The organism is Mycobacterium fragae (assembly GCF_002102185.1).
GTDB classification, from domain to species: domain Bacteria; phylum Actinomycetota; class Actinomycetes; order Mycobacteriales; family Mycobacteriaceae; genus Mycobacterium; species Mycobacterium fragae.
This window is the reverse complement of record NZ_LQOW01000017.1, coordinates 17,549-43,122: the sequence shown is the minus strand read 5'-3', so window position 1 is coordinate 43,122 and position 25,574 is coordinate 17,549. Positions and strand designations below refer to the sequence as shown.

Annotated in this window: 24 protein-coding genes; 5 read left to right on the top strand and 19 right to left on the bottom strand. The window is 67.0% G+C overall.

From position 1 onward, the window contains the following. Nucleotides 1–8 precede the first annotated feature (8 nt). Genes meaB through mutA form a run of 3 tightly spaced genes read right to left on the bottom strand, consistent with a single transcriptional unit; the run spans nucleotide 9 to nucleotide 5,105 of the window. On the bottom strand, nucleotides 9–998 hold the full coding sequence (gene meaB / locus AWC06_RS09440) for a methylmalonyl Co-A mutase-associated GTPase MeaB (protein WP_085196706.1): 990 nt from the start codon (nucleotides 996–998) through the stop codon (nucleotides 9–11). A 4-nt stretch (nucleotides 999–1,002) separates the two neighbouring features. Continuing rightward, entirely contained in the window at nucleotides 1,003–3,252 is a 2,250-nt protein-coding gene (gene scpA / locus AWC06_RS09435) for a methylmalonyl-CoA mutase (protein ID WP_085196704.1), read from the bottom strand. 5 nt (nucleotides 3,253–3,257) lie between these two features. Next, nucleotides 3,258–5,105: a methylmalonyl-CoA mutase small subunit gene (gene mutA, locus AWC06_RS09430; RefSeq protein WP_085196702.1), complete on the bottom strand. Its 1,848-nt coding sequence runs from the start codon at nucleotides 5,103–5,105 to the stop codon at nucleotides 3,258–3,260. A 192-nt stretch (nucleotides 5,106–5,297) separates the two neighbouring features. Between mutA and AWC06_RS09425 the strand changes: the two genes are divergently transcribed. Together AWC06_RS09425 and AWC06_RS09420 are read left to right on the top strand one after the other, a co-directional pair. Further along, complete coding sequence (locus tag AWC06_RS09425) at nucleotides 5,298–6,023, top strand: TVP38/TMEM64 family protein (protein WP_085196738.1); 726 nt, start codon at nucleotides 5,298–5,300, stop codon at nucleotides 6,021–6,023. A gap of 80 nt (nucleotides 6,024–6,103) precedes the next feature. Further along, nucleotides 6,104–6,520: a nitroreductase family deazaflavin-dependent oxidoreductase gene (locus AWC06_RS09420; RefSeq protein WP_085196700.1), complete on the top strand. Its 417-nt coding sequence runs from the start codon at nucleotides 6,104–6,106 to the stop codon at nucleotides 6,518–6,520. A gap of 21 nt (nucleotides 6,521–6,541) precedes the next feature. Here AWC06_RS09420 and AWC06_RS09415 read toward each other — a convergent pair whose 3' ends face one another. Beyond that, entirely contained in the window at nucleotides 6,542–7,684 is a 1,143-nt protein-coding gene (locus AWC06_RS09415) for an SPFH domain-containing protein (protein ID WP_085196698.1), read from the bottom strand. 28 nt (nucleotides 7,685–7,712) lie between these two features. Continuing rightward, the gene (locus tag AWC06_RS09410; protein ID WP_085196696.1) at nucleotides 7,713–8,147 is read right to left on the bottom strand and encodes an NfeD family protein; all 435 of its coding nucleotides are present in this window, start codon (nucleotides 8,145–8,147) and stop codon (nucleotides 7,713–7,715) included. Nucleotides 8,148–8,205: 58 nt separating this feature from the next. On the opposite strand from AWC06_RS09410, the gene AWC06_RS09405 reads away from it, so the two are divergent. Beyond that, nucleotides 8,206–9,063, top strand: coding sequence for a hypothetical protein (locus AWC06_RS09405; protein ID WP_085196736.1), 858 nt, complete (start codon nucleotides 8,206–8,208; stop codon nucleotides 9,061–9,063). Here AWC06_RS09405 and AWC06_RS09400 read toward each other — a convergent pair. The 9 genes from AWC06_RS09400 to AWC06_RS09360 all read right to left on the bottom strand — a co-directional run bounded on the left by AWC06_RS09400 (nucleotide 9,029) and on the right by AWC06_RS09360 (nucleotide 17,963). Continuing rightward, nucleotides 9,029–10,069, bottom strand: a complete 1,041-nt coding sequence (locus AWC06_RS09400) for a ferrochelatase (protein WP_085196694.1) — start codon at nucleotides 10,067–10,069, stop codon at nucleotides 9,029–9,031. The two genes, AWC06_RS09405 and AWC06_RS09400, sit on opposite strands and share 35 nt — an antisense overlap. Then, nucleotides 10,069–10,878, bottom strand: a complete 810-nt coding sequence (inhA, locus tag AWC06_RS09395) for an NADH-dependent enoyl-ACP reductase InhA (RefSeq protein WP_085196692.1) — start codon at nucleotides 10,876–10,878, stop codon at nucleotides 10,069–10,071. Before inhA ends, AWC06_RS09400 begins: the two co-directional genes overlap by 1 nt. Nucleotides 10,879–10,904: 26 nt before the next feature. Beyond that, nucleotides 10,905–11,669, bottom strand: coding sequence for a 3-oxoacyl-ACP reductase FabG1 (fabG1, locus tag AWC06_RS09390; protein ID WP_085196690.1), 765 nt, complete (start codon nucleotides 11,667–11,669; stop codon nucleotides 10,905–10,907). An 88-nt stretch (nucleotides 11,670–11,757) separates the two neighbouring features. Continuing rightward, nucleotides 11,758–12,765, bottom strand: coding sequence for a VWA domain-containing protein (locus AWC06_RS09385; RefSeq protein WP_085196688.1), 1,008 nt, complete (start codon nucleotides 12,763–12,765; stop codon nucleotides 11,758–11,760). Continuing rightward, nucleotides 12,762–13,715, bottom strand: coding sequence for a DUF58 domain-containing protein (locus AWC06_RS09380; RefSeq protein ID WP_085196686.1), 954 nt, complete (start codon nucleotides 13,713–13,715; stop codon nucleotides 12,762–12,764). Before AWC06_RS09380 ends, AWC06_RS09385 begins: the two co-directional genes overlap by 4 nt. Next, nucleotides 13,712–14,854 carry a chaperone MoxR1 gene (gene moxR1 / locus AWC06_RS09375; RefSeq protein WP_085196684.1) on the bottom strand — a complete coding sequence of 381 codons (1,143 nt, stop codon included), beginning with the start codon at nucleotides 14,852–14,854 and terminating at the stop codon, nucleotides 13,712–13,714. Before moxR1 ends, AWC06_RS09380 begins: the two co-directional genes overlap by 4 nt. A gap of 143 nt (nucleotides 14,855–14,997) precedes the next feature. Beyond that, nucleotides 14,998–15,714: an NlpC/P60 family peptidoglycan endopeptidase RipB gene (ripB, locus tag AWC06_RS09370; RefSeq protein WP_085196682.1), complete on the bottom strand. Its 717-nt coding sequence runs from the start codon at nucleotides 15,712–15,714 to the stop codon at nucleotides 14,998–15,000. A gap of 15 nt (nucleotides 15,715–15,729) precedes the next feature. After that, complete coding sequence (gene ripA / locus AWC06_RS09365; protein WP_085196680.1) at nucleotides 15,730–17,169, bottom strand: NlpC/P60 family peptidoglycan endopeptidase RipA; 1,440 nt, start codon at nucleotides 17,167–17,169, stop codon at nucleotides 15,730–15,732. A gap of 215 nt (nucleotides 17,170–17,384) precedes the next feature. Then, complete coding sequence (locus tag AWC06_RS09360; RefSeq protein WP_372458185.1) at nucleotides 17,385–17,963, bottom strand: Rv1476 family membrane protein; 579 nt, start codon at nucleotides 17,961–17,963, stop codon at nucleotides 17,385–17,387. A 134-nt stretch (nucleotides 17,964–18,097) separates the two neighbouring features. On the opposite strand from AWC06_RS09360, the gene acnA reads away from it, so the two are divergent. Together acnA and AWC06_RS09350 are read left to right on the top strand one after the other, a co-directional pair. Then, nucleotides 18,098–20,926 carry an aconitate hydratase AcnA gene (acnA, locus tag AWC06_RS09355; RefSeq protein ID WP_139819990.1) on the top strand — a complete coding sequence of 943 codons (2,829 nt, stop codon included), beginning with the start codon at nucleotides 18,098–18,100 and terminating at the stop codon, nucleotides 20,924–20,926. Between the two features lie 7 nt (nucleotides 20,927–20,933). Then, the gene (locus tag AWC06_RS09350; protein WP_085196678.1) at nucleotides 20,934–21,497 is read left to right on the top strand and encodes a TetR/AcrR family transcriptional regulator; all 564 of its coding nucleotides are present in this window, start codon (nucleotides 20,934–20,936) and stop codon (nucleotides 21,495–21,497) included. 85 nt (nucleotides 21,498–21,582) lie between these two features. On the opposite strand, the gene AWC06_RS09345 is transcribed toward AWC06_RS09350, so the two are convergent. The 5 genes from AWC06_RS09345 to AWC06_RS09325 form a co-directional block, all read right to left on the bottom strand. After that, nucleotides 21,583–21,774 (bottom strand): helix-turn-helix domain-containing protein, encoded by a 192-nt coding sequence (locus tag AWC06_RS09345; RefSeq protein WP_085196676.1) that lies wholly within the window; start codon nucleotides 21,772–21,774, stop codon nucleotides 21,583–21,585. A gap of 87 nt (nucleotides 21,775–21,861) precedes the next feature. Then, complete coding sequence (locus tag AWC06_RS09340) at nucleotides 21,862–23,490, bottom strand: ABC-F family ATP-binding cassette domain-containing protein (protein WP_085196731.1); 1,629 nt, start codon at nucleotides 23,488–23,490, stop codon at nucleotides 21,862–21,864. 15 nt (nucleotides 23,491–23,505) lie between these two features. Continuing rightward, nucleotides 23,506–24,336, bottom strand: a complete 831-nt coding sequence (locus tag AWC06_RS09335) for an enoyl-CoA hydratase (RefSeq protein WP_372458187.1) — start codon at nucleotides 24,334–24,336, stop codon at nucleotides 23,506–23,508. Further along, entirely contained in the window at nucleotides 24,333–24,698 is a 366-nt protein-coding gene (trxA, locus tag AWC06_RS09330; RefSeq protein WP_085196672.1) for a thioredoxin, read from the bottom strand. The genes AWC06_RS09335 and trxA overlap by 4 nt, the downstream gene beginning before the upstream one ends. 42 nt (nucleotides 24,699–24,740) lie before the next feature. Further along, complete coding sequence (locus tag AWC06_RS09325) at nucleotides 24,741–25,553, bottom strand: MBL fold metallo-hydrolase (protein WP_085196670.1); 813 nt, start codon at nucleotides 25,551–25,553, stop codon at nucleotides 24,741–24,743. Nucleotides 25,554–25,574 lie beyond the last annotated feature (21 nt).

Below are 25,574 nucleotides of genomic sequence, written 5' to 3'. Positions count from 1 at the left end.
TCCTTCCGTTAGGCTGATGCAACATTAAGTATTTGCTGAGCGGCCATGGCCGGGGTCAGTTCGCCGGCCAGCACCTGACGCTCCACCTCCGCGCGAACCTTGCGCACTGCGGGGTTGGACAGCACCCGGTCCAGCACGGTGTCGCGGACCATCTGCCAGGTCCAGTCCACCTGCTGGGCACGCCGGCGCGCCTCGAACTCCCCCGCCTCGGTAAGCACCTGGCGATGACGCTCGACGGTTTCCCACAGCTCGGTCAGACCGGTGCCCTCCAGCGCGCTCATGGTGAGAACCGGTGGACGCCAAAGCGTCTCACGCGGATAGATCAACCGGATCGCCCCGGACAGCTCGCGCGCCGCCGAGCGGGCCTCGGCCAGGTGGTCACCGTCGGCCTTGTTGACCGCAACGATGTCGGCCAACTCCAACACGCCTTTTTTGATGCCCTGCAACTGATCACCGGTGCGTGCCAGGGTCAGAAAGACGAAGGTGTCGACCATGTTGGCCACCGCGACCTCGGATTGGCCGACGCCGACGGTCTCGACCAGGATCACGTCGAAGCCGGCGGCCTCGAGCAACACGATGGTTTCGCGGGTGGCCTTGGCCACCCCGCCGAGGGTGCCCGACGTCGGTGACGGGCGGATGTAGGCGTCGGGATGCACTGCCAGCCGCGCCATCCGGGTCTTGTCGCCGAGGATCGAACCACCCGTGCGGGTCGACGACGGGTCGACCGCCAGCACCGCTACCCGATGGCCGCGCTCGATCAGGTACATGCCGAGCGCTTCAATAGCGGTCGACTTGCCCACCCCGGGAACCCCGGTAATCCCGACATGGTGGGCGTTTCCGGCGTCCGGCGTCAGTGCCAGCAGCAACTGCTGCGCCTGCTCGCGGTGATCAGCCCGGGTGGACTCCACCAATGTGATGGCCCGGGGCAGCGCGGCGCGGTCGCCGCGACGCACAGCCGCCGCCAATTCCTCGACGTTGTCGCCGTTCTCGGTTGCCATGTGGCTAAAGGGCGTACCCGCGCTGCTCGGCCAGCTTCTTGAGCAAATCGATCGCGGCGTCGGCGATGACCGTCCCGGGCGGGAAGATGGCGGTGGCTCCGGCGGCGTAGAGCTCGTCGAAGTCACCGGGTGGGATGACTCCCCCGACCACGATCATGATGTCGGGCCGGCCGACCTCGGCCAGCGCGTCGCGCAGCGCCGGCACCAAGGTCAGGTGACCGGCGGCCAGCGACGACACCCCGACGACGTGCACGTCGTTGTCGGCGGCTTGGCGGGCCACTTCTTCGGGGGTGGAGAACAGCGATCCGACGTCGACGTCAAACCCGATGTCGGCGAACGCCGTTGCGATCACCTTCTGCCCGCGGTCGTGGCCGTCCTGGCCCATTTTGGCCACCAGGATCCGAGGCCGCCGACCGTCGGCCTCGGCGAACTTCTCGACGAGTTCGGTGGCTCTAGAGATACTGCTCACCTTTCCGGCTTCATCACGGTAAACCCCGGCGATAGTGCGAATCTCGGCTTGATGACGTCCGTACACCTTTTCCAACGCGTCGGAGATTTCTCCGACGGTGGCCTTGGCGCGTGCCGCGTCGATGGCCAACGCCAGAAGATTGTTGCCAAGTCCGTCTTCACCCGCGGGGCCATGCGCCGCGGCAGCGCGACTCAATTCGGCCAGCGCGCGGTCGACGGCCGACTGATCCCGATTTGCCCGCAGCTCTTGCAATTTCGCCAGCTGCTCGGCGCGCACCCGGCTGTTCTCGACCTTGAGCACCTCGATCTCGTGGTCCTCGTCGACCTGATACTTGTTCACCCCGATCACCGGCTGGCGCCCGGAGTCGATGCGAGCCTGGGTGCGCGCGGCGGCCTCCTCGATGCGCAGCTTCGGGATCCCGTCGTCGATCGCCTGGGCCATCCCGCCGTGCTCGGCCACCTCGGCGATATGGGCGCGGGCGCGCTGCGCGAGCTGATAGGTCAGCCACTCGACGTAATACGAGCCCGCCCACGGGTCGATCGGCCTGGTGGTACCCGACTCCTGCTGCAGCAGCAGCTGCGTGTTACGCGCTATCCGCGCCGAGAAATCGGTGGGCAGCGCGAGCGCCTCGTCGAGCGCGTTGGTGTGCAGCGACTGAGTGTGGCCCTGGGTCGCGGCCATCGCCTCGATACACGTGCGGGCGACGTTGTTGAACGCGTCCTGCGCCGTCAGCGACCAGCCCGAGGTCTGCGAATGAGTACGCAACGACAGCGATTTGGGATTCTTGGCACCAAAACCGGCGACCAGTTCACTCCACAACAGCCGCCCGGCACGCAGTTTGGCGACCTCCATGAAGAAGTTCATCCCGATGCCCCAGAAGAACGACAGCCGCGGCGCGAACTTGTCGATGTCCAGGCCGGCGTCCAGCCCCGCCTTGATGTAGTCCACGCCGTCGGCCAGCGTGTAGGCCAATTCCAAATCCGCTGTGGCGCCGGCCTCCTGGATGTGGTACCCGGAGATCGAGATCGAGTTGAACTTCGGCATCTTCGCGCTGGTGTAGCCGAAGATGTCGGAGATGATCCGCATGGACGGCTTGGGCGGATAGATGTAGGTGTTGCGGACCATGAATTCTTTGAGGATGTCGTTCTGGATGGTTCCGGCCAACTTCTCCGGCGGCACCCCCTGCTCCTCCGCGGCCACTACGTAGAGCGCCAGAATCGGCAGCACCGCGCCGTTCATGGTCATCGACACCGACACCGCCGACAGGTCGATCCCGTCGAACAACTGCCGCATGTCCAAGATGGAATCGATTGCCACCCCGGCCATTCCGACATCGCCTTGCACGCGCGGGTGGTCGGAGTCATACCCGCGGTGGGTGGCCAGGTCAAACGCCACCGACAGACCCTTCTGCCCGGCGGCCAGATTGCGCCGGTAGAACGCGTTGGATTCGGCGGCGGTGGAAAATCCCGCGTACTGGCGGATGGTCCAGGGCTGGTTGACGTACATGGTCGGGTACGGGCCGCGGATGAACGGAGGCTCACCGGGGAAGCTGTCCAGCGGGTAGCCCTCGGCGACCACCTCGTCGCGGTCGGCGGCGATGTAGAGCGGTTTGACGGCGATGCCTTCGGGGGTGTGCCAGTCGAGCTGGTCGGGCGTGTATCCGTGCGCCGCCGCGGCTCTGGCGACGTGCTCGGTGACGGCAGCTTGGGTGGCCGGTGCGCCGGCGTGCTCGCCGTGCAGCGGGACATCGGCGAAACTGCCGACAACACTCATGCTCGCGGTCATGGCGGCTAGGCTCCCAACCTGGTCAACAGATTCGACAAAGCCTGGACCGCATCGATTTTCGCGGTCAGATAGTCGTCGGGCCGGTGTGCCGCGTCGTCGCCGAGCACCTGCTGCGGCCCAGCCAGGTAAATCTGGGACACACCCGCGCGTCGTGCCGCCTCGACGACGCCGCTGGCCTCGGCGTGGTAGCGCTTGTCGGTGCCGCAGATGACCGCGACAGCCGGCGATCCGGCGGCCGATACCGCCGGGGCGACACCGGCGGCCTCGACCGGTCCCGGGTTGACGGCCTCGATACCGCCGGACGCCAACAGGTTCGCCGCGAACGTCGCCCGGATGTTGTGCTCGGCCAACGGTCCCAGCGGCAACAGCAACACCTGCGGACGCGACCCGGTGCGCTCCAGGTAGACGTCCGAGCGGTCCCGCAACGCCTCGAATCCCGCGGCGTAGCGCTGGATGGTCGGCACCGAATCGATCTGCGGTAGCGGAGGTTCGGCCAGGTTCGGGTATTCGTTGACGCCGGTGATCGCGGTGCGGCGGTGCGAAATGTCGTCGAGGCGGCGGGCGGCCACCGCCGCGATCTGCTCGGCGAGATAGTCACGGGCATCGACGAATCCACCGCGCTCCTCGAGGCTTTGGAAATCCTTCCACGCCTGCTGGGCCAGCTGCTCGGTGAGCTCTTCGACGTACCACGACCCGCCGGCTGGGTCCAGCACCCTGCCGATATGTGACTCCTCCAGCAGCAGAAGTTGAGTGTTGCGGGCGATCCGGCGCGAAAAGCTAGTCGCCATGCCGGGAAAACCGCCGGGGATGGCCACGTCGAACGGCAGCACCAAAACGGTATCGGCACCGCCGACGCCCGCGCCGAACGCGGCCACCGTGGTACGCAGCATGTTCACCCAGGGATCGCGCTGGGTCATCATCGGCAGCGAGGTCTCGGCATGCACGACGGCCGCGCCGTTCTGCGGTTCACCGACGACCTCGGCGACCCGCGCCCACAGTTGGCGCGTGGCGCGGATCTTGGCGATCGCCATGAACTGGTCGTCGTCAGCGGCCAACCGGAAGCTGATCTGGCGCAACGCTTCCGCGATCGTCAGCCCGGACTCGTCCAGCACCCGCACGTATGCCACCGCCGCGGCGATGCTGCCGGCCAGCTCCCATGCTGCGTTAGCGCCCAGATTGTGAAAGGCCGGACCGTCGACGGTGATCGCCCGCACCCCGCCACCGGGGGCCACCCGCGACGCCACCGCGACCACCTCGTCGAGCGAGGGCGCCCCCCGCCCGCTCAGCGCCGCCGTCAGCGGGTCCGCGCCAAGGTCGATCGACACCGACTTCCGTCGGTCAGCGTCCAACTGGCCGACCAGCCCCAGCAGAACGTCGGCGGCCGCGGTGAAGTCGGCGCCGGCGTCGAGAATCACCGGCGCCAGGTCCAGATACACGCCGTCGAGCAACCGCCCGAGCTGCGCCGGGGCCACACCGGAGGCGCCGACGCGCAGCACCAGCGCACCGACCCCGTCGCTGAGCGCGGCCAGCAGCGCCGCATTGCCGTCGGCGCCGTTGCTCGGAAACGCTTCGGCGACCTTCCAGCCGGAGTTGACGTCGCGCAGGGCGTCCGCGCCGCGCGCATAGGGCCAATCACCGGGCAGCGCCTGCTCGGGCAACGCGTCCAACGCGGTGTAGAGGGCCCGGATCGGGAAGCCCTCGTAGGTCGGGGTGTCGAGCAGCCGCTCGGGTTCGGGGCCCAAATCCTCGGCGTCACGATGTGTGCTCTTGGCCAGCACCCCGGCCACCGCCGTGCGCCATCGGGCGCGGCCCTGAACCGGGTCGGCGGGCTCGGCGGACACATCGACTGACACCGGCGGCTCCTGTTATCGCAGCATGTGGCGGGGTTGCCACTTGCCACTCAGGCTAATTGATCGAAGTCGACGCTCAGGAGCCGACCGTCCGCAGTATTGTGACGAAACGCGCGGCGGGTGCAACGAGTTGTTCACGGGCGGCCCGTAGTCTTGATCACCGTGACGGCTCGGGCCACCACCAAAATCGGCGACATGGCGCGCGGCCTGGCCTCCACGGTCATCGCGACCGCACGTCAGCTGCCCAAGCGCCGCATCGTCATCACGGCCGGGGCCGTTGCCATCCTGGTCGCGGTGGCCGTGCTGGTTCCCGTCCCCACCGCGGTGCAGCTGCGGGACTGGGCCGCGTCGGTGGGCCCGTGGTTTCCGCTGGCGTTTCTGGCCGCCCACATCGTCGTGACCGTGTTTCCGTTCCCGCGTACCGCGTTCACGCTCGCTGCCGGCCTGTTGTTCGGGCCGGTGTTGGGGGTGGGACTGGCAGTGGTGGCCAGCACGGCGAGCGCGGTGATCGCGTTGATCCTGATCCGTGCGGTGGGCTGGCAGCTGAGCCGCCTGGTGCGTCACCACGCCGTCGAGAAGCTCGACGCACGCCTGTATGACCGCGGATGGCCCGCGGTCATGTCGCTGCGGCTGATTCCAGCCGTGCCGTTCTCGGTGCTCAACTACGCTGCCGGCGCGTCGGCGGTGCGGCTGTTGCCCTACACGCTGGCCACGCTGGCCGGTGTGCTTCCCGGAACCGCCGCCATCGTGATTCTGGGCGACGCGCTCACCGGTGACATCAGCCCGTTGTTGCTCCTTGCCTCGCTGTGCACCGCGACCGTCGGGCTGACGCTGCTGGCCTACGAGGTACGTCATCACCGCAAGCAGCACCGCGTGCCGGTGACGGCCGAGGAGAACCCCGAGCCGGCCCTCGCGCCGTAACCGGAGGAATTTTGTCCACCACACGTCCATCGTCGAGGTTGGCCGCCGTCGGCGCGCGAATCCTGCGGTCTCGCGCGCTCATGCGCGCACCGATCTGGATCTACAAGGCCCGCGCAGGCGCGATGCTGAGTTCGCGAGTGCTCATGCTCGAACACATCGGCCGCAAATCTGGCGCGCGGCGCTACGTCGTCCTCGAGGTCGTCGATCACCCCACGCCGGAGACCTATGTCGTCGCATCCGGTTTCGGTGAGAAGGCCCAGTGGTTCCGTAACGTCCGGGCCAACCCACGTGTCCGGGTCTATGCGGGTAGCCGCAGGCCCGCAGCGGCTACCGCACGCGTCCTGACTCAGTCCGAAGCCGACCGCGCACTCGCCGTATACGTGGGCCGGCATCCCCGTGCGTGGCAGCGGTTCAAAGGCGTGCTCGAGGAGACTCTCGGCAGCCCGATTACCGAGACCAATACGCCGCTGCCGATGGTTGAGTTGAGACTGGACTAACCGCGGCCCGGCACCTTCGCCTCACTGCCTCAGCTCAGAGGGCGGCGGGAAGGTGCCCTCCACCGGCTTGCGCGCGTCGGCCTCGGCCTTGGCCACCGCCTGCACGATGGCAGGGTCGGTCTCGGTGGAGAACCAGTCGGCTATCTCTTCGCCGTCCGATTCGGGTGCGGGCAGGTTGTCGTCCACGGGCGACGGCTGATACCGGAACACGCCGTCTTCACCCGGGGCGCCCAGCAGCTTGGCGAACCCCTGTAATGCCGCGCCGAAGTCGCTGGGCACCAGCCACACCTTGTTGGCTTCACCTTTGGCCATCTGCGGCAGGGTCTGCAGGTACTGGTAGGCAAGCAGCTCCGGGGTGGGCCGGCCGGCCTTGATCGCCGCGAACGTCTTCTCGATCGCCTTGGCCTGGCCCTGGGCCTGCAGGTAGGCCGCCGCCCGCTCACCCTGCGCCCGCAGCATCCGGGATTGCCGGTCGGCCTCGGCGGCCAGGATCGCGGCCTGCTTGGCCCCTTCGGCGGCGAGGATCTGGGCCTGCTTCTCCCCCTCGGCCTGTTTGATCGCCGCCTCCCGGGTACCTTCCGCGGTCAAGATCATCGCCCGCTTCTCCCGGTCGGCCTTCATCTGCTTTTCCATCGACGCCTGGATCGACGGCGGCGGGTCGATGCTGCGCAGCTCCACCCGTGCCACCCGCAGGCCCCAGCGACCGGTGGCCTCGTCGAGCACTCCGCGCAGCTGGCCGTTGATCTGGTCGCGCGACGTCAGAGTCTGCTCCAGCGTCATGCCGCCGACGACGTTGCGCAGCGTGGTGGTGGTGAGCTGCTCGACCCCGACGATGTAGTTGCTGATCTCGTAGACCGCGGCCTGCGGGCTGGTGACCTGGAAGTAGACCACGGTGTCGATGTTGAGTGTGAGGTTGTCCTCGGTGATCACCGGCTGCGGCGGGAACGACACCACCCGCTCGCGCAGGTCCACTCGGGCACGGACCCGGTCGATGAAGGGCACCAGCAGCGTCAGTTGCCCGCTGACCGTGCGGCTGTAGCGGCCCAGCCGTTCGATCACCGCCGCTTCGGCCTGCGGGATCAGCGCAATCGACTTGGCCACCACAATGATGGCGAAAATCACTAGTACGGCCAGAAATACCAGCCCGGCAGCTGCACCTTGCATCGGAATGCCTCCTATTGCTCCAGAGGGGTTATGGGCTCTTCCAGACCACGGCGGTGGCCCCGTCGATATGCATGACGGTCACCCGCTCGCCAGGCTCGAAGACATCGCCGTCATTCAACGGCCGCGCAGTCCAGACCTGTCCGTCCAGTTTGACCTGGCCTTCATCGTGCGTGATTCGGTCAAGCACCAGCGCGTGCTTGCCCTCCAGCGCCTTGACGCCGGTCTGCGCCCCCTTGGCGGGAATCAGACGCCGCCGCAGCGCGGGCCGCACCAGCACCAGCAGCAGCACCGAGACCACCAGGAAAACCGCGCCGTCAGCCCAGACCGGCAGGTCGAGCAGCCAGCTGGATCCGGCAGCGGCCAGCGCGCCGCCGCCGAGCATCAGCAAGAACATGTCGCCGGTGAGCGCCTCGGCACCGGCGAGGCCCAGTGCGAAGATCAGCCAGATCAAGGCCGCAGGCATGCGGTCAGGATATCGCGTGATCGGCCGCGATCGAGTCGAACAACTAGACTGCGAAACCATGTGGTGCCCCAGTGCGACGCTCTCGGTGTGGGCCAACGCCTGGCTTGCCGGCAAGGCCGCTCCCGACGACGTTCTTGACGCGTTATCTTGTTGGGCGCCAATGCAATCCGTTACCGCCTACGATGCGGTGGCGGCGGGGCACACCGGACTCCCGTGGCCGGACGTGCATGACACCGGCGCGGTGTCGCTGTTGCAGACGCTGCGCACCGCGGCCGGGCCGGCGGTTGCGGGCACCCCGTCGATCGCGGTGGTGTTGCCCGTCCCCGGAGACGTTCCGGGGCTGGCCGCGGGCACGCAGTTCGAGCACGACGCCCTGGCCGCCGGCGAGGCAGTTATCGTCACCAACCCGGACGATCCCGCCGTGGCCGTCGGGCTGGTCCCCGAATTCGGTTACGCCGACGGTGAAGACGAACTCGCGACACCCGAGCTGTGCGCGCTGTCCTGGACGGTGTACTCGCTGCCGAACGCACCCGTGGTCGACCATGAGGAGCTCGGCGAGGCCGAGTACGCCTTGCGGTTGGCGGTACGGTCGGCCGCCGACGCGCTAACCGCCATCGGGCTGGGATCGACTGGTGTCGATATCGAGGATCCGCGCGGGCTCGTCGAGCAGTTGCTGGACTCCGCCCGCCAGCACCGGCTCCCCGAGCATGCGCCGTCGCGCGCGGTGCGGGTGCTGGAAAACGCCGCGCACGTCGACGCGATCGTCACGGTCAGTGCCGGGCTGACGCCAATCGGCACGCAATCGCTCTCGGAAGCCCTGATCGCCAGCGACGCGCTGCGCCCGCTGGCCGCGGTGGTGCGCGCGGCGAGGATGGCCGCTCTCAGCGCGATTCTGCAGGCCGCCTGGCGATCCTGACGGGCGGCGACCATTCGGCGACGCAGTGCGGCGGGCCGCATGGCGCGCCGTTGACGCTGGCGCCGCAGCCCGGCACCGGGTCCGGCGCCGTCACCCGAGCCGGCGCGCGGCCGTCGCGCAGCTCGTCGATCAGATCGACGGCCAGCCGGGCGAAGCGGCGGTCGGCATTGGGTGTGGCCGCCCGGGCGAATGCCATGCCCGCCGCCTGCGCCTGCGATCGCAGTTCGTGGTCAAGATCCCACACCACCTCGATGTGGTCGGCGACAAAGCCGATCGGGCAGACGATGACGGCCTCGATGTCCGCCAACGTTGAAAGATGGTCGGCCACATCGGGTTCCAGCCAGGGTACCTGTGGCGGGCCGGACCGCGACTGCCACACCAAGTCGTACTGCCGGTATCCGACCTTGTCGGCGACCAGCCTTGCGGCGTAAGCGACTTGGCGGCTGTACAGCCGCGGGCCGCAGCGCTCGTCGGCGGCGACCGGAATAGAGTGCGCGGTGAAAACCAGGCGGGCATCCGCGGGCACCGTGTCGGCCGCCGCAGCGATGGCGTCGGCGAACATCTCGACGAACAGCGGATGGTCGAAATACGGTCGCAGCTTGACGAGTTCAGGCGCCCCGTCGCCGGCGGCCTCACGGGCCCGGGCGATGTCCTCGACATACTGCGTGCAGCTGGAATAGCCGCTCCACGCCGACGTGGTGAACACTGCGGCGCGACGAATCCCGTTGTCCCGCATGGTCGCAACGACGTCTTCGACGTACGGCTCCCAGTTACGGTTGCCGAAATACACCGGCAGGCCCTGCACGGCTTCCAGTTCGCCCACCAGCGCGCGGTTGATCGCGTTGATCGGCGACACCCCACCGAAATGCAGGTAGTGCTCGGCGACCTGGTCGAGGCGTTCGGCCGGTACGCCGCGGCCGCGGGTGACGTTCTCCAGGAAGGGCCGCACCTGTTCGGGGCCCTCCGGTCCGCCGAACGACAGCAGTAGGACGGCGTCAAACCGCATCAGAGCAATTGGTTATGCGCCCCGCCGTCGGCGTAGATGATGTCGCCCGTTGTGGCCGGCAGCCAGTCCGACAGCACCGCGCACACCGTTTTGGCAACTGGCGTGGCGTCTTTCATATCCCAGCCGATCGGCGCTCGCTGGTCCCAACCCTGCTCGAGCAACTGCATCTGACCGCTGGCCTCCTCGCCGAGCGCACCTCCGACGATCGCGCTCATCGCGAGCGTCCGAATCGGTCCGGCCGCAACGAGATTGGATCGCACACCGTAAGGGCCGGCCTCGCGGGCGACGAAGCGGTTCACCGACTCCAGTGCGCTCTTGGCCACTGTCATCCAGTTGTAGGCGGGCATCGCGCGGGTCGGGTCGAAGTCCATGCCGACGATGCCGCCACCGCGATTCATGATGGGCAGCACCGCCTTGGCCAGCGATGCGTATGAGTAAGCCGAGATGTGGATGCCCTTGGACACATCCTCATACGGCGCCTCGAAGAACGGGTTGATGCCCATCCCGCTGGGCGGCATGAAGCCGATCGAATGCACCACGCCGTCAAGCTTGCTGCCCTCGCCGATCACCTCGGATATCCGTTCGGCGAGCGTGTCGAGGTGCTTGTCGTTTTGCACATCGAGCTCCAGCAGCGGCGGTTTCTCCGGCAGCCGGTCGAGGATGCGCTCGATCAGCCGTAGCCGGTCGAAGCCGGTGCAGATCAGCTGCGCACCCTGTTCCTGGGCCACCCGGGCGATGTGGAACGCGATCGACGCGTCGGTGATGATCCCGGTGACCAGAATGCATTTGCCTTCGAGCAGTCCTGCCATATCCGTCCTTGTTCGTGTGGAGGTCTTCAGTGACCCATGCCCATGCCGCCGTCGACCGGGATCACCGCGCCGGAAATGTATGAGGCGTCTTCGGAAGCCAGGAAGCTGACCACCCCGGCGACCTCTTCGGCAGTGCCGACCCGTTTTGCCGGGATGAAGTCCAGTGCGCCCGCTTGGATCCTCTCGTCCAGCGCGCGGGTCATGTCGGTGTCGATGTAGCCCGGTGCCACCACGTTCGCAGTCACATTGGCTTTTGACAGCTCCCGGGCGATCGAGCGGGCCATGCCGATCAGACCGGCCTTGGACGCTGCATAGTTGGCCTGGTTGCCGATGCCCCAGGTGCCGGACACCGAACCCATGAAGATCATCCGTCCGAACCGCTTCCGCTGCATGCTGCGCGATGCCCGCTGAGCCACCCGAAACGCCCCAGTGAGGTTGGCGTCGATGACCTTCACGAACTTCTCCTCGGTCATCCGCATGAGGAACGCGTCCGCGGCCAGGCCGGCGTTGGCCACCAGCACCTCGACCGCACCCTGGTGCTCCTCGACCGCTTTGAAGGCACGATCGACAGCGTCGTTGTCGGTGACGTCACACTCGACGCCGAACAGCCCGTCGGGCGCCCCGGATCCGCGGTGCGTCACCGCGACCTTGTGACCGTCGGCGGCCAGCCGCCGTGCCACCGCCAGCCCGATCCCCCGATTCCCGCCCGTAACCAGCACCGATCGCGCTATAAACGGTGGTCTGCCGGCCGCGGCAGTCTCGGCCGGTTTCTCGGTGGCAACTTCAGTCACCCCGACAACTTAGCGCATCGCCGAGTGGCCACTTATGACACGGGTTTTGGGCGCAAGCGTGCATTAACTGGCCACTCGGCGCCGCAGATCAGGTCGGCAGGCGCCGGTTGATGAGCAGCGCGGCCAGCGCGGCCAGTGCCAGGATCAGCGAACCCAACCGCAGCCAGCCGACGCTGGCGTCGCCCTTGATCGTCTCGTAGCCGATCTGCTGCTGCAGCGAGGCGTAAACCTGCTTCAGCTCCTGCAAGTTGGAGGCGCTGTAGTTGTTACCGCCGGACAACTCGGCGACCTTCTTCATCGTGGTGTCATCGACCGGGACGGGTTGACGCTGGCCGTTGATCTCCACAAACCCGTACGGGGTGCCGAACGAGATCGTCGAGATCGGCACCCCCTGATCCTTCGCGGTGCGCGCCGCGGTGAACGCGCCCTTGGGGTTGTCCGGATTGGTCGGCACCGTCTCCTTGCCATCGGAGAACAGCACGATCCGGGCCGGCGGCGGGGTGTCACCACCGCCGATCACCGCGCCCACGGTGGCGATCGCCTGCAGCGCGGTGAAAATGCCCTCACCGGTGGCGGTGCGGTCGGCGAACTGCAGCTTGCCCAGCGCGGCTTTGGTCGCCTCCCGGTTGGTCGTCGGCTGCACCAACACGGTCGCGGTACCGGCGTAGGCGATCAGCCCGAGGTTGATGCCCGGGGTCAGCTCGCCGGCGAACTCCTTGGCGGCGACCTGCGCGGCGACCATGCGGTTGGGGTCGACGTCAGTGGCCCGCATCGACTGGGACACGTCGATCACCAGCATGACGACCGCGCGGTTGCGCGGAATCCGCACATCATGCGTCGGCCCGGCCATCGCGATCGTCAGCAGCACCAACGACGACACCAACAGGATCGCCGCCAGATGCCGCCACCGCGTCGGCTGCTTGGGGGCGACGCTTTCCAGCAGCTCCATGTTGGCGAACCGCAGCATCCGCCGATGCCGGGACACCTGCGCGATGATGTACAGCGCGACGATTCCGAGAACGACCAGGAAGAACAAAAACCACCACGCGTGAGCGAACCCGGTCAGCGTCATCGGGCCGAGCAGCGGCAAGCTCATTGGCGCCCCGCCAATGCGCCGCGCCGGCGGGACTCGACGAACCGCACGATGTCGGCGATCCAGTCGCGGTCGGTGCGCAGCGACAGCAGCGGCGCCCCGCAGCTGCGGATGGTGCGCTTGACATCCGCGCGGTGCGCCGCGGCGGCCTTGGCGAAGTCGTCGCGCAGCTGCGCGTCGATGGTGAACTCGCGGGTGACGCCGGATTCCGCGTCCTGCAGAACGACATCGCCGACGTCGGGCAGCTCGACATCGCGAGGATCGAGCACCTCGATACCGAGCACCTCATGGCGCGCAGCGATCGCGCGCAGCGGGCGCTGCCAGTTGATCGGGCCCAGGAAGTCGCTGATGATCACTGCCATCCCGCGGCGGCGTTCCGGGCGGCGCAGCGCGTCGATCGATGCCGCCAGGTCGCCGCGCACGCCGACCGGCGCCTTTGGCGCGGTGGCGATGGTGCGCAACAACGTGTGCTCATGCTGGCGTCCTGAACGGGCCGGCACCCGGATGCGCTGCGCGCCGTTGTCGATCAGCGCGCCAAGCCGGTTGCCGCCACCGCTGTTGAGGAAGGTGATCGCGGCGGCGGCCGCCACCGCCAGGTCGCGTTTCTCGCAAACCGTGGTGCCGAAGTCCAGACTGGCCGACATGTCGACCACCAACCAGGTCTCCAACTCACGGTCGGCGATCATCTGCCGGACGTGCGGGTGCGTGGTGCGCGCCGTGACCGCCCAGTCCATCCGGCGCACGTCGTCACCGGGCTGATACTCGCGCGACTCCCCGGCCTCCGTGCCCGGCCCCGGAATCAAACCCAGGTGGTCGCCGTGCAGCACGCCGTCGAGCTTGCGCTTGACGGTCAGTTCAAGGGTGCGCAGTGCCGCCGACAGCTTGGGGTCGTCGATGTTGCCGCGCATCATCGACGGCGGGTGAACCACCCCCGGCGACTTGGATTCTGTCACCGACCGCTAGCCGCGCCCGCGGCCTGCATCACCGGCGGTACCGAATGCCCTTGCTGCGGAACAGCATTCACTTGTGGCATGGCAACCGTCTGCAGGACCCGGTTGATGACGATCTCCGGCGAGATCTCGTCGGCGAGCGCGTCGTAGGTGAGCACCAACCGGTGCCTCAGCACGTCGGGAATGATCTCGATGACGTCTTGCGGGATCACGTAGTCACGGCCGCGCACCAGGGCCAGTGAGCGAGCACCGGCGATGATGCCCAGCGAGGCGCGCGGGGACGCGCCGAAGGCGACCCAGCTCTTGACGTCGTTCATCCCCAGCTGCTCGGGGTGACGGGTGGCGGTGACGACGCGGACCACATAGTCGACCAGCGCGTGGTGCACGAAGTTGTTGGCCGCGATGTCCTGTAGCCGTACCAAGTCGCCGGTGGCGAGGATCTGCTTGGGCTGCGGCGGGCTGACGCCCATCCGGTAGATGATCTCGCGCTCTTCCTCCGGCGTGGGATACCCGACGTTGATCTTGAAGAGGAAGCGGTCGCGCTGCGCTTCTGGCAGCGGGTAGACGCCCTCGTGCTCGATCGGGTTCTGCGTGGCCATCACCAGGAACGGGTTGGGCAGCGGGAAGGTCTTACCGCCGATGGAGACGTGGCGTTCCTGCATGACCTCCAGCAGCGCCGACTGCACCTTGGCCGGCGCCCGGTTGATCTCGTCGGCGAGCAGGAAGTTGACCACCACCGGCCCGAGTTCGGTGTCGAACTCCTCCTTGCCCTGCCGGTAGATGCGGGTACCGATGATGTCGGTGGGCACCAGGTCCGGGGTGAACTGAATACGGGCGAACGTCCCGCCGACCACCCGGGCGAAGGTCTCCACGGCCAGCGTCTTGGCCACGCCGGGCACACCCTCGAGCAGCACGTGGCCCTTGGACAGCAGCCCGACCAGCATCCGCTCCACGAGCTGGTCCTGACCGACGATGATTCGTTTGACCTCGAAGATGGCGCGTTCCAGGGTGTGCACCTCGGCGGCGAGCCCATTGCCGGCACCGCCGCCACCGGACGGCGCCGCGTGCGCCGGGCTCGTTTGAGGCCCGCCGGCCCCGGAGTAACCGCCGGCGCCCGGGGGCGACCCGCCTGCTGATGTCATCGATTACCCTCCACGGCTCAACCTCCAGCGCTCTATCAGACACGACTGCTCGCACGACGAACGTCGCGGGGCAGCGGCGTGCCCTCGTCCAACTATTCCAGGCCGCCCGGATTCCGTCGACGTGACGGTTCGGCCGGCGGGTCTCAGGACTCGATGATGCGGGTCACGAACGGCGTCATCCCGGCGGTCCGCACCGGGCTGACGGTGACTTTGCCGACGATGCTGGACGCCTCCAGCATCTGACCGTTGCCCAGGTAGATCGTGACGTGCTGGGTGCCGCCCGGCCCGTAGAAGATGAGGTCGCCCCGCTTGGCCTGGGCCGGCGGAACGTGCCGGCCGGCGTTGTACTGATCGCCGGAAAACCTCGGGATCAGCACGCCGACTCCGGCGAACGCGTACCGGGTCAACCCCGAGCAGTCGAAGCCAACGGTGTCGGCACCGGAATCCACGCCCTTGCTGGGCCCATTGGGGGTGCCGCCACCCCACGAATACGGCACCCCCATCTGGGACGACGCCCGACGGATCACGTACTCGACGGCCTGGCGGCCATAGACCCGCGGAATCCGGCTCGGTGTGGTGTTGGTATTGGAGTTGTTGTTGCCGCCCAAGTTGATTCCGAGCCCGCCCAGGAATTGACGGCCCAGATCGAGCGTGCTCTGGGTGGCCTGCGCGGTGGCGTTGAGCGAGGCGTTGGCGATAGCGACCGGGTCCCCCGGCGCGCCCGCGCTGACCACCGCCGGCAGCGTCGGGTCCCACTGGCCGTCCTCGGCAGCAGCCGGAGAAGCCAGACCGATCAAAAGCGCGATCGCCGCCAGTATCAGCCCGGCCAGATTGATGTAGTGAAAGCCCTTGCCGCGCATGGATCCTTTCACGTGTCAAAACTCGATGTAGCGGACCACGTACGGCGTCATACCGCTGGTGCGAACCGGCGCGACCCGAACCTTCAACCCGACGTCGGGCGCTTCGAGCATCTGGCCGTCGCCGAGGTAGATCGTCACGTGCTGGCTGCCGCCGGGGCCATAGAAGATCACGTCGCCGCGGCGCATCTGCGCGGACGGGATCTTGCGGCCCATGTTGTACTGCGAGCCGGAGTAGTGCGGCAGCTTGATGCCCACTCCGGCGAACGAGTACAGCACCAGACCGGAGCAGTCGAAACCGACCGTGCCCGAACCGGATCCGATCCCGTTGCTCGGCCCGGCCGCGTTGCCACCGCCCCACGAATAGGGCACGCCCAACTGCGACAGACCGCGTCGAATCACATATTCGGACGCCTGCCGCCCGTAGACCCGCGGGATGCGGCCGTTGGTGATGCCGGAGTCCGGGGTGTCCGGCTTGATGAGACCGATCGACTGCAGGAACTTGTGCCCCATGTTCGCGGTGACCTGCGACGAGGTCGCCGAAATACCCAGCACCTGGTTGATGATGGCGATCGGGTCACCGGGGACGTTGGCGCTGGGCACCATCGGCAGGGTGGGATCCCATTCCCCGGCCCACTGTCCTGCGTTCCCCGGCGGCGGGCCGGCGGGCCCCGGTGCCGCGGGATCCCACCGGTCGCCGGAAGGCGACGCCGCCCGCAGTCCGGCGCCCGGTCCACCCGCGGGCGCCGACCAGTTGCGGGCGGCGTCGAGTCTGGCCTGGGCGGCGTTGCGCTCGCCGGCCAGGCGATTGACTTCCTGCTGCTGTTCGCCGAACTTGCGGTGCGCGCTGGTCAACGCTGTCACCGCCGCGGCCTGGCTGGATTGAGCGTCGGCGACGGCCTTGTCGGCCTGCTGCTTGGCCAACCGAGCCGCCGACTCCTTGTTCACTTGCTCGGTACGGGCTCGTCGCAGGTTGTCCATCACCCGCCGGGAACTGGCCGCCAGGGTCTGGCCGGCGGCCGCGGTGGTGATGATGTCGTCCGGGCTGCGCGCCGTGAGGTAGCTGCCCGACGGGCCGTTGACATAGGTGGCGACCGCGAAGGTGTCGAATCGCTTCTGGGCTGCGGCGATTGCCGCGTCGGCATCCTTGACCGCCTGTTGGCTGGCCTCGACGTCGTGTTGGGCGCTCGCGGCGTTGTCGCGCGCGGTTTCCAGGTCGACCAGTGCCTTGTTGACGCTTTCCTGCTCGGTTTCAATTTGCGCGCTGAGGTCCTGCAGACGCTGGTTGGCCTGCGCGACATCGGCGATCAGCTGGGCGATGATGTCCGGGGTTTCGGGCGCGGCCTTGGCCAGCCCCGGCATGCACAGCAGAACGGCCACGCTCAGCATGGCCGGACCGACGCGCCGGGTGAGCAAGGCAGCCAGCCGGGAAGACGAGCCGCGGCAAATGCGTCTCATTCGACTCAGTTCTCCTATGGCTCAACACGGGCGGACGGCCGTAGTAATCACAGGCCCCAGTAATCACTGGAAGCGCGTTGAAAACAAAGGCATCACTTGCACCGTAAGCCACATCTGACGCGATGGAAACTTTAGTCACAAATTACAAGTGTGTTCTTCGAAGAACTGTGACCGAACGGTGACATCGGTCGTTTGCGGGAATGGCGGCGCGGCGTTTAGACGCTCTGGTCAGCGTCTTCTGTCGGTGCTTCGACTTTCTCCGTCGGCGATGACCGCCGGGCGCGGACTTGCATGATCCGTGTGCCGACAACTGCGGCCAGCACGGCGATCAGCAGCACAATTGTGAATGCGGTCCAGGGAAACTGGGGGGTGTTGAGTTGGTGCAGGAAATTCTGCGCCGAGACCACCGGGTTGCCGGTCTTGGCATTGTCTTCGCCGATCTCCAGGGTGGCGCGCGGGAATTGCATGCTGTAGCTCCCGACGAAGTTCGGGCTCAGCACCAGCACCGTGGCGTCGCGATGTTGGGCGCCCACTACCGTCGCGATGTCGCGCAGCGGCGTGTCGTTCGGGGGGTTGTGGTCGAGCACGACGATCTTGAGATCAATGCCGTGGTCGCGAGCTTGGTTGATGACCTGAAGGAGCCCCGCCGTGACGGCCGGTGGCGCGCTGAGGTTCTCCGCATTGACCTGCTGCTGCACGATGGCCAGGCACTGGTCGGGCGGTGTCGACGGATCGGCGCCGACGGTGCCGCAGATCTCGCCCGGGATGTAGAGCGGCGCGTGCGGGGTGGTCACGGATCAAGACCGTACCGCGTGACGACGATGCGGGCCGCAAGACGGGTGTGGGATATGCAGGACAAGCGTACTGTTAAAGTGGTTTCAGGCCGGCGAGCAGAACTAAATCCAGAACTAAATCCACGGGAGTTGATGTGACCAACAAAGATTCGGTGAATTCGTTTCAAGCCCGCAACACCCTGGACGTCGGCGACAACAGTTACCAGATATATCGCCTGGACGCGGTTCCTGGAACCGAGAAACTTCCCTACAGCCTCAAGGTGCTGGCCGAAAACCTGCTGCGCAACGAAGACGGCAGCAACATCACCAAGGATCACATCGAGGCGATCGCCAACTGGGATTCGCAAGCCGAGCCCAGCATCGAAATCCAGTACACGCCCGCCCGTGTCGTCATGCAGGACTTCACCGGTGTGCCGTGCATCGTCGACTTGGCCACCATGCGTGAAGCCATCGCCGATCTGGGCGGCAACCCCGACAAGGTCAACCCGTTGGCGCCGGCCGATTTGGTGATCGACCACTCGGTGATCGCCGATCTGTTCGGCCGCGCCGACGCATTCGAGCGCAACGTCGAAATCGAGTACCAGCGCAACGGCGAGCGCTACCAGTTCCTGCGCTGGGGGCAGGGCGCCTTCCAGGATTTCAAGGTGGTGCCGCCGGGCACCGGGATCGTGCACCAGGTCAACATCGAATACCTGGCCCGCGTCGTGATGGAGCGCGCCGGTTCGGGCGGACAAATCACCGCTTACCCCGACACCTGCGTTGGCACCGACTCGCACACCACGATGGTCAACGGACTGGGGGTTTTGGGCTGGGGCGTCGGCGGCATCGAGGCCGAGGCCGCCATGTTGGGGCAGCCGGTGTCGATGCTCATCCCGCGGGTGGTCGGGTTCAAGCTGACCGGTGAGATTCAGCCCGGGGTCACCGCCACCGACGTGGTGCTCACCGTCACTGAGATGCTGCGCCGGCACGGGGTGGTCGGCAAGTTCGTCGAGTTCTACGGCGAAGGTGTGGCCGAGGTGCCGCTGGCCAACCGCGCGACGCTGGGCAATATGAGCCCCGAATTCGGCTCTACCGCAGCGATTTTCCCGATCGACCGAGAGACCATCGACTACCTGCGGTTCACCGGGCGCAAACCGGAACAACTGGCGCTGGTGGAGGCTTACGCCAAAGAGCAGGGCATGTGGCACGACCCCGCCCATGAGCCGGAGTTCTCGGAATACCTCGAACTCAATCTGTCGGACGTGGTCCCGTCGATTGCGGGGCCCAAGCGTCCGCAGGACCGGATTGCGTTGTCGGAGGCGAAGTCCGCGTTCCGCGAGACCCTTCCGAACTACGTCGGCGACGATCCGCAGAAGAAGGAGTACTCCAAGCTCGACGAGGTGGTCGACGAGACCTTCCCGGCCAGTGACCCCGGGCAGGTATCGAATGGCCATGCCGACGACCATGTGCAGTCGGCTGCCAAGCAGGCGAAGGGCCGCACCAGCAACCCGGTCCCGGTCAAGTCCAAGGAACTCGGGGAGTTCGTGCTCGACCACGGTGCGGTGGTGATCGCCGCGGTCACGTCGTGCACCAACACCTCCAATCCCGAGGTGATGCTCGGGGCCGCGCTGCTGGCCCGCAACGCGGTGGAAAAGGGCCTGGCCTCCAAGCCGTGGGTGAAGACGTCGATGGCGCCGGGTTCACAGGTGGTCAGCGACTACTACGAAAAGGCCGGGCTGTGGCCGTATTTGGAGAAGCTGGGCTTCTACCTGGTCGGCTACGGCTGCACCACCTGCATTGGTAACTCCGGTCCGCTGCCGGAGGAGATCTCGAAGGTGGTCAACGACAACGACCTTTCGGTTGCCGCGGTGCTGTCCGGCAACCGCAACTTCGAGGGCCGCATCAACCCGGACGTCAAGATGAACTATCTGGCCTCGCCGCCACTGGTGGTCGCCTATGCGTTGGCCGGCACGATGGACTTCGATTTCGACTCGCAGCCGCTGGGCAAGGACCAGCAGGGCAACGACGTGTACCTGCGCGACATCTGGCCGTCGCAGAAAGACGTCTCGGACACCATCGCGTCGGCGATCAACCAGGAGATGTTCGTCAATAACTACGCCGATGTGTTCAAGGGCGACGAGCGGTGGCGGAATTTGCCGACGCCCAGCGGCAACACCTTTGAGTGGGATCCGGAATCGACCTATGTGCGCAAGCCGCCGTATTTCGAGGGGATGCCGGCCGAGCCGGAGCCGGTCGGCGACATCACCGGCGCCCGCGTGCTGGCGCTGCTCGGCGATTCGGTGACCACCGACCACATTTCGCCGGCGGGCAGCATCAAACCGGGCACTCCGGCGGCGCAATACCTCGAGGAGCACGGAGTCGAGCGCAAGGACTTCAACTCGTTCGGGTCGCGGCGCGGCAACCATGAGGTGATGATCCGCGGCACGTTCGCCAACATCCGGTTGCGCAACTTGCTGCTCGACGACGTGGCCGGCGGCTACACCCGTGACTTCACCCAGCCCGACGGGCCGCAGGCCTTCATCTACGACGCGGCGCAAAACTATGCGACAGAAAACATTCCGCTGGTGGTTCTGGGCGGCAAGGAATACGGGTCGGGTTCGTCGCGGGACTGGGCCGCCAAGGGCACGCTGTTGCTGGGCGTGCGGGCGGTGATCGCCGAGTCGTTCGAGCGCATCCACCGGTCCAACCTGATCGGCATGGGCGTGATCCCGCTGCAATTCCCCCAGGGCATGAACGCCGAGTCGCTGGGGCTCGACGGCACCGAGGTGTTGGACATCACCGGTATCGAGGCGCTCAACGATGGCAAGACCCCAAAGACGGTGCGGGTCAAGGCCAGCAAGAACGGTGCCAAGCCGGTGGAATTCGACGCGGTGGTGCGCATCGACACTCCAGGCGAAGCCGACTACTACCGCAACGGCGGCATCCTGCAGTACGTGCTGCGCAACATGCTGAAATCCAACTAGGACCCCTGTGCCGAAGGTCAGCCAGGACCATCTGGCGGCCCGTCGCCGTCAGATCCTCGACGGGGCCCGCCGCTGCTTCGCCGAGTACGGCTACGACAAGGCGACGGTACGACGGCTCGAGAAGGCCATCGGCTTGTCGCGGGGTGCGATCTTCCACCATTTCCGCGACAAGGACACCCTGTTCTTCGAACTGGCCCGCGAGGATGCCGGGCGGATGGCCGCCGTCGCGTCTCGCGAGGGTCTCATCCAGGTGATGCGCGACATGCTCGCTGCCCCCGACCAGTTCGACTGGCTCGCCACGCGATTGGAGATTGCGCGGAAGCTGCGCAACGATCCGGTATTCAGCCGCGGGTGGACGGAGCGCTCGGCCGAGCTGGCGGCAGCGACAACCGATCGACTGCGCCGGCAGAAGCAGGCCGGGCGAGTTCGCGGCGACATTCCCAGCGACGTGCTGCAGTGCTACTTGGACCTGGTCCTCGACGGATTGGTCGCCAGGCTGGCGTCTGGCGAAGACCCGCAGCGGCTGGGCGCCGTCCTCGACCTCGTCGAGGGATCGGTGCGGCAGCGCTAGCGGCACAACCCGACGCCGATCGTGCACTCATGTCGAAAAAGTGCGAGAAATCTCGCCAGGACTACACGTTCGGCGATACACGGCGCTACCGAGATCGCGTGCGGTGATTGGGTCCGCCGCGGCTGCGCATGGCGACGCCTGACTCGCGAAGCATGCTGTGGATGGACCCGTAGGATCTGCCGGTGGAAGCCACCAGGTTACGAATGCTGGCGCCGCCCTCATAGGCATTGCGCAACTCGAGCAGTAACTGACTGCGTGATTTTTTCGATTTCCGCATCGGCGCCTCCCCGATTCAACAGGATCCCCAAAGCACACAGCGTAGGAAAGACGACGTCGGCGGCGGGCCGATTTCGCGAAATCGCTGTCAGGCCAACTCGATCAAATCCCGGTATTCATCGGACCAATGGTCCTCAGTGCCGTCGGGCAGCAACACTACTCGTTGCGGCCCGAGCGCCTCGGCTGCCCCCGGGTCGTGTGTCACCAGCACCACCGCGCCGGTGTAGCTGCGCAGCGCGTCGAGCACCTGCTCACGAGATGCGGGATCCAGATTGTTGGTCGGCTCGTCGAGCAGCAGCACATTCGCGGTCGATGCCACCAGACCGGCGAGCGCGAGGCGGGTCTTCTCGCCGCCGGACAGCGTGCCGGCCAACTGGTCGAGCTGCGCTCCGCTCAACATGAACGCGCCGAGCAGACCGCGCAGATCCTGCTCCCCGGAATCGGGCGCGGCGTGCCGGATGTTCTGCCACACCGTCGCGGCGTCGTCGAGCGTGTCGTGCTCTTGCGCGAAATAGCCGATTTTCAGGCCGTGTCCAGGTTCCAACGTCCCGGCATCCGGACGCTCGACACCGGCCAGCAGCCGCAGCAGCGTCGTCTTGCCGGCACCGTTGAGTCCCAGCACGACCACCCGAGAGCCGCGGTCGACGGCCAAATCGACTCCGGTGAACACCTCGAGCGAGCCGTAGGTTTTGGTCAGGCCGCTGGCTACCAGCGGGGTCCGCCCGCACGCGGCCGGGCTGGGGAACTTGATACGGGCCACCTTGTCGGCCACCCGCTCCTCGTCGAGCGCGGCCATCATCCGATCTGCGCGCCGCAGCATGTTCTGCGCCGCAACGGCTTTGGTGGCCTTGGCGCCGAGCTTGGCGGCCTGGGCGCGCAGCGCGGCGGCTTTGCGTTCGGCGTTGGCGCGTTCCCGGCGGCGCCGCTGCTCGTCGGTGGCGCGGGCGTCGAGATACCTCTGCCAACCCATGTTGTAGACGTCGACCTCGCCGCGCACGGCGTCGAGGAACCACACCCGGTTGACCACGTCGGCCAGCAAGTCGACGTTGTGGCTGATCACCACTAGCCCGCCGGTGTGCCCGCGCAGGAAATCCCGTAACCAGCCCAGCGAATCGGCGTCGAGGTGGTTCGTCGGCTCGTCCAGCAGCAGGGTGGTAGATGACCCAGCGCCGGTGTCCGAGGCGGCAAACAGAATCCGCGCCAGTTCCACTCGGCGACGTTGTCCGCCGGACAACGTGTGCAACGGTTGGGTCAGTACTCGTTCGGGCAACCCGAGGCTGGCGCAGATCCGTCCGGCTTCGCTTTCGGCGCCGTAGCCGCCCAGCGCGGCGAAGCGTTCCTCGAGCTGGCCGTAGCGGCGGACCGCGCGATCACGCGCGACGTCGTCGGCGACTTCGGCCATCAGCGCCTGTTGCTTTTCCAGGTCGGTGAGCAGCGTGTCCAGTCCGCGCGCGGAGAGCACTCGGTCGCGGGCAAGCATGTCGAGGTCGCCCTCTTTGGGATCCTGCGGCAGATAACCGATCTCACCGGCGCGCGTCACCGATCCGGCATACGGTTCCGCTTCTCCGGCGAGGATGCGCAGCGTCGTGGTCTTGCCGGCGCCGTTGCGGCCGACGAGCCCGATGCGGTCGCCTGGCTGCACCCGCAGAGCCGGCCCATCAGCGGAGAGCAATGTGCGCGCTCCAGCGCGGACCTCGAGGTCCGTTGCCGTGATCACGGTCACTCTCCCTGGTTACAAGTCGTCGGTGAACACCGGCGGCCGTTTCTCTGCGCGCGCGGCAACCGCTTCTTCGAAGTTGGCGGTGAGCAGACGAACGAATAGCTGTCCCAGGCCTTCGGCCTGCATGTGCCCCTCCAGGCTAGCGGCGTCCAGTCCACTCCACAGTGTGCGCTTGGTCAACTCGATTCCCGGCCGGGAGAACGCGGCGATCTGCTCGGCCATCGCGTAGCAGGTGTCCAGCAGCTGGTCTTCCGGCACTTGACGGGACACCAGGCCGATCCGCTCGGCTTCCTCGGCGTCGACGTCACGGCCGGTGAGCATGAGTTCGAACGCCCGCGACGAGCCGATGGCCCGCGGCAGTAGGTAGCTCAGGCCGAGCTCGCTGGCGGTCAGCCCGTTGTTGATGCCCGCGGCCCGGAAATAGGCACCGGCCGCCGCGACGCGGATATCGGCCGCCAGCGCCAGGCACAGCCCGCCGCCGATCGCTGCGCCGTTGACCGCGGCGATCACCGGCTGGTGCAGCCGTCGCAGCGCCAGGATGACCTCGTCGAGAATCTCCATGGAGCGCAGCGCATAGGTGGGCCGGGTCAGTCCCTCGACGTGCGGCACCTGCCCCGCCGACTTGTGGTCGGCGCCCGACGAGAAACCTCTGCCCGCCCCGGTCAGCACGACCACCCGCACCGAGTTGTCGTAGGTGATCTTTTCCAGCTCGGCTTTCAGCGGCACCATGACGTCGAACGCCATGGAGTTCATTCGCTCCGGCCGATTGAGGGTGACCAGCGCGACCGCCGGCCGCGGATGTTCAACGAGTACGTAGCTCACCCGCTGAACGTAACGCGTCAGCTTTGGCCGTCGCGCTCCTGCGCTGCGATCGCGGCGTCGATGTCGAAGTCCTTGACCTTTTGCACCAGTTCTTCCAGCGCCGCCGGTGGCAGGGCACCCGGCTGGTTGAATACCAGCTTGCCCTTCTTGAACGCCATCAGCGTGGGGATGGATTGGATCTGGGCGGCCGCTGCCAGTTGCTGTTGGGCTTCGGTGTCGACCTTGGCGAAGACGACGTCGGGGTGTTTCTCCGAGGACGCCTGGAACGTGGGCGCGAACTGGCGGCACGGTCCGCACCAGGATGCCCAGAAGTCGACGAGCACGATGTCGTTGCCGTTGATGGTGTCGTTGAACTGGTCGGCGGTGAGGTCTCGAGTAGTCACCCTCTGCCCAACGTCGCGGGCAGCCGCAGTGTTCCCAACCGCCTAAGTCAGGTGGTCGTAGTCGCCGCGGACCCACGCGGCGTGGCGGGCGGCCGACCGCTGGACCGCGGCATGCCCGTCGCTGTCGATGGAATTCGTGAACAGGCCGTAGATGCGGTCGAAGTCCAAGGACGCAACTGTGTCGGCCATGCGCTGCACCACCCCGCCGGACAGCGGCAGCAGGTTCGGGTAGCTACGCAGAAACCCGACCGTGCGGCGGTCGGGATTGGGGAAGACGGTATCCCCGACCAGCAGCACACCGCGTCCGTCGGCGCCGTCGCGCCAGCAGGCCACCGCACTGCCTGGGAAGTGTCCGCCCACCCGGATCACCGATAACGACGGTGTGAGTTGCAAGGTCTCCGACCATTGCCGGATCACCGGGTCGGGGCGCATCACCCACTCGGCGTCGGCGGCGTTGACGTACACCGGGACGCCGCCGAGGCGGTGGCTCCACTCCACTTGTGCGCCGTACATGTGCGGATGGCTGGCCACAATCGCGATGAGCGTGCCGCGCTCGGAGACCGCGGCGATTGCCGCGTCGTCGAGAAAGCCGGAGGGATCCCATAACACGTTGCCGGCGTCGGTGCAGACCAGCTTTCCCAGCTGCCCGATTCCGAACGCCGGCGAACTGCCGATCGCGACCAGGCCGTCCTCGATGAGCATGACCTGCGAGCGCATACCCTCGGCGGCCAGCTGCTCCAGCGTCGCCCACTGCTGACCCTCGCGCGGCACCCACTGCCGCTCGTCGGCGCAGATCGCGCAGACTTCCGACCTGTTCGCGTGTTCGACACCGCACGTTCGACACAACCAGAACATGAAACAACCCTAATTCCGCGA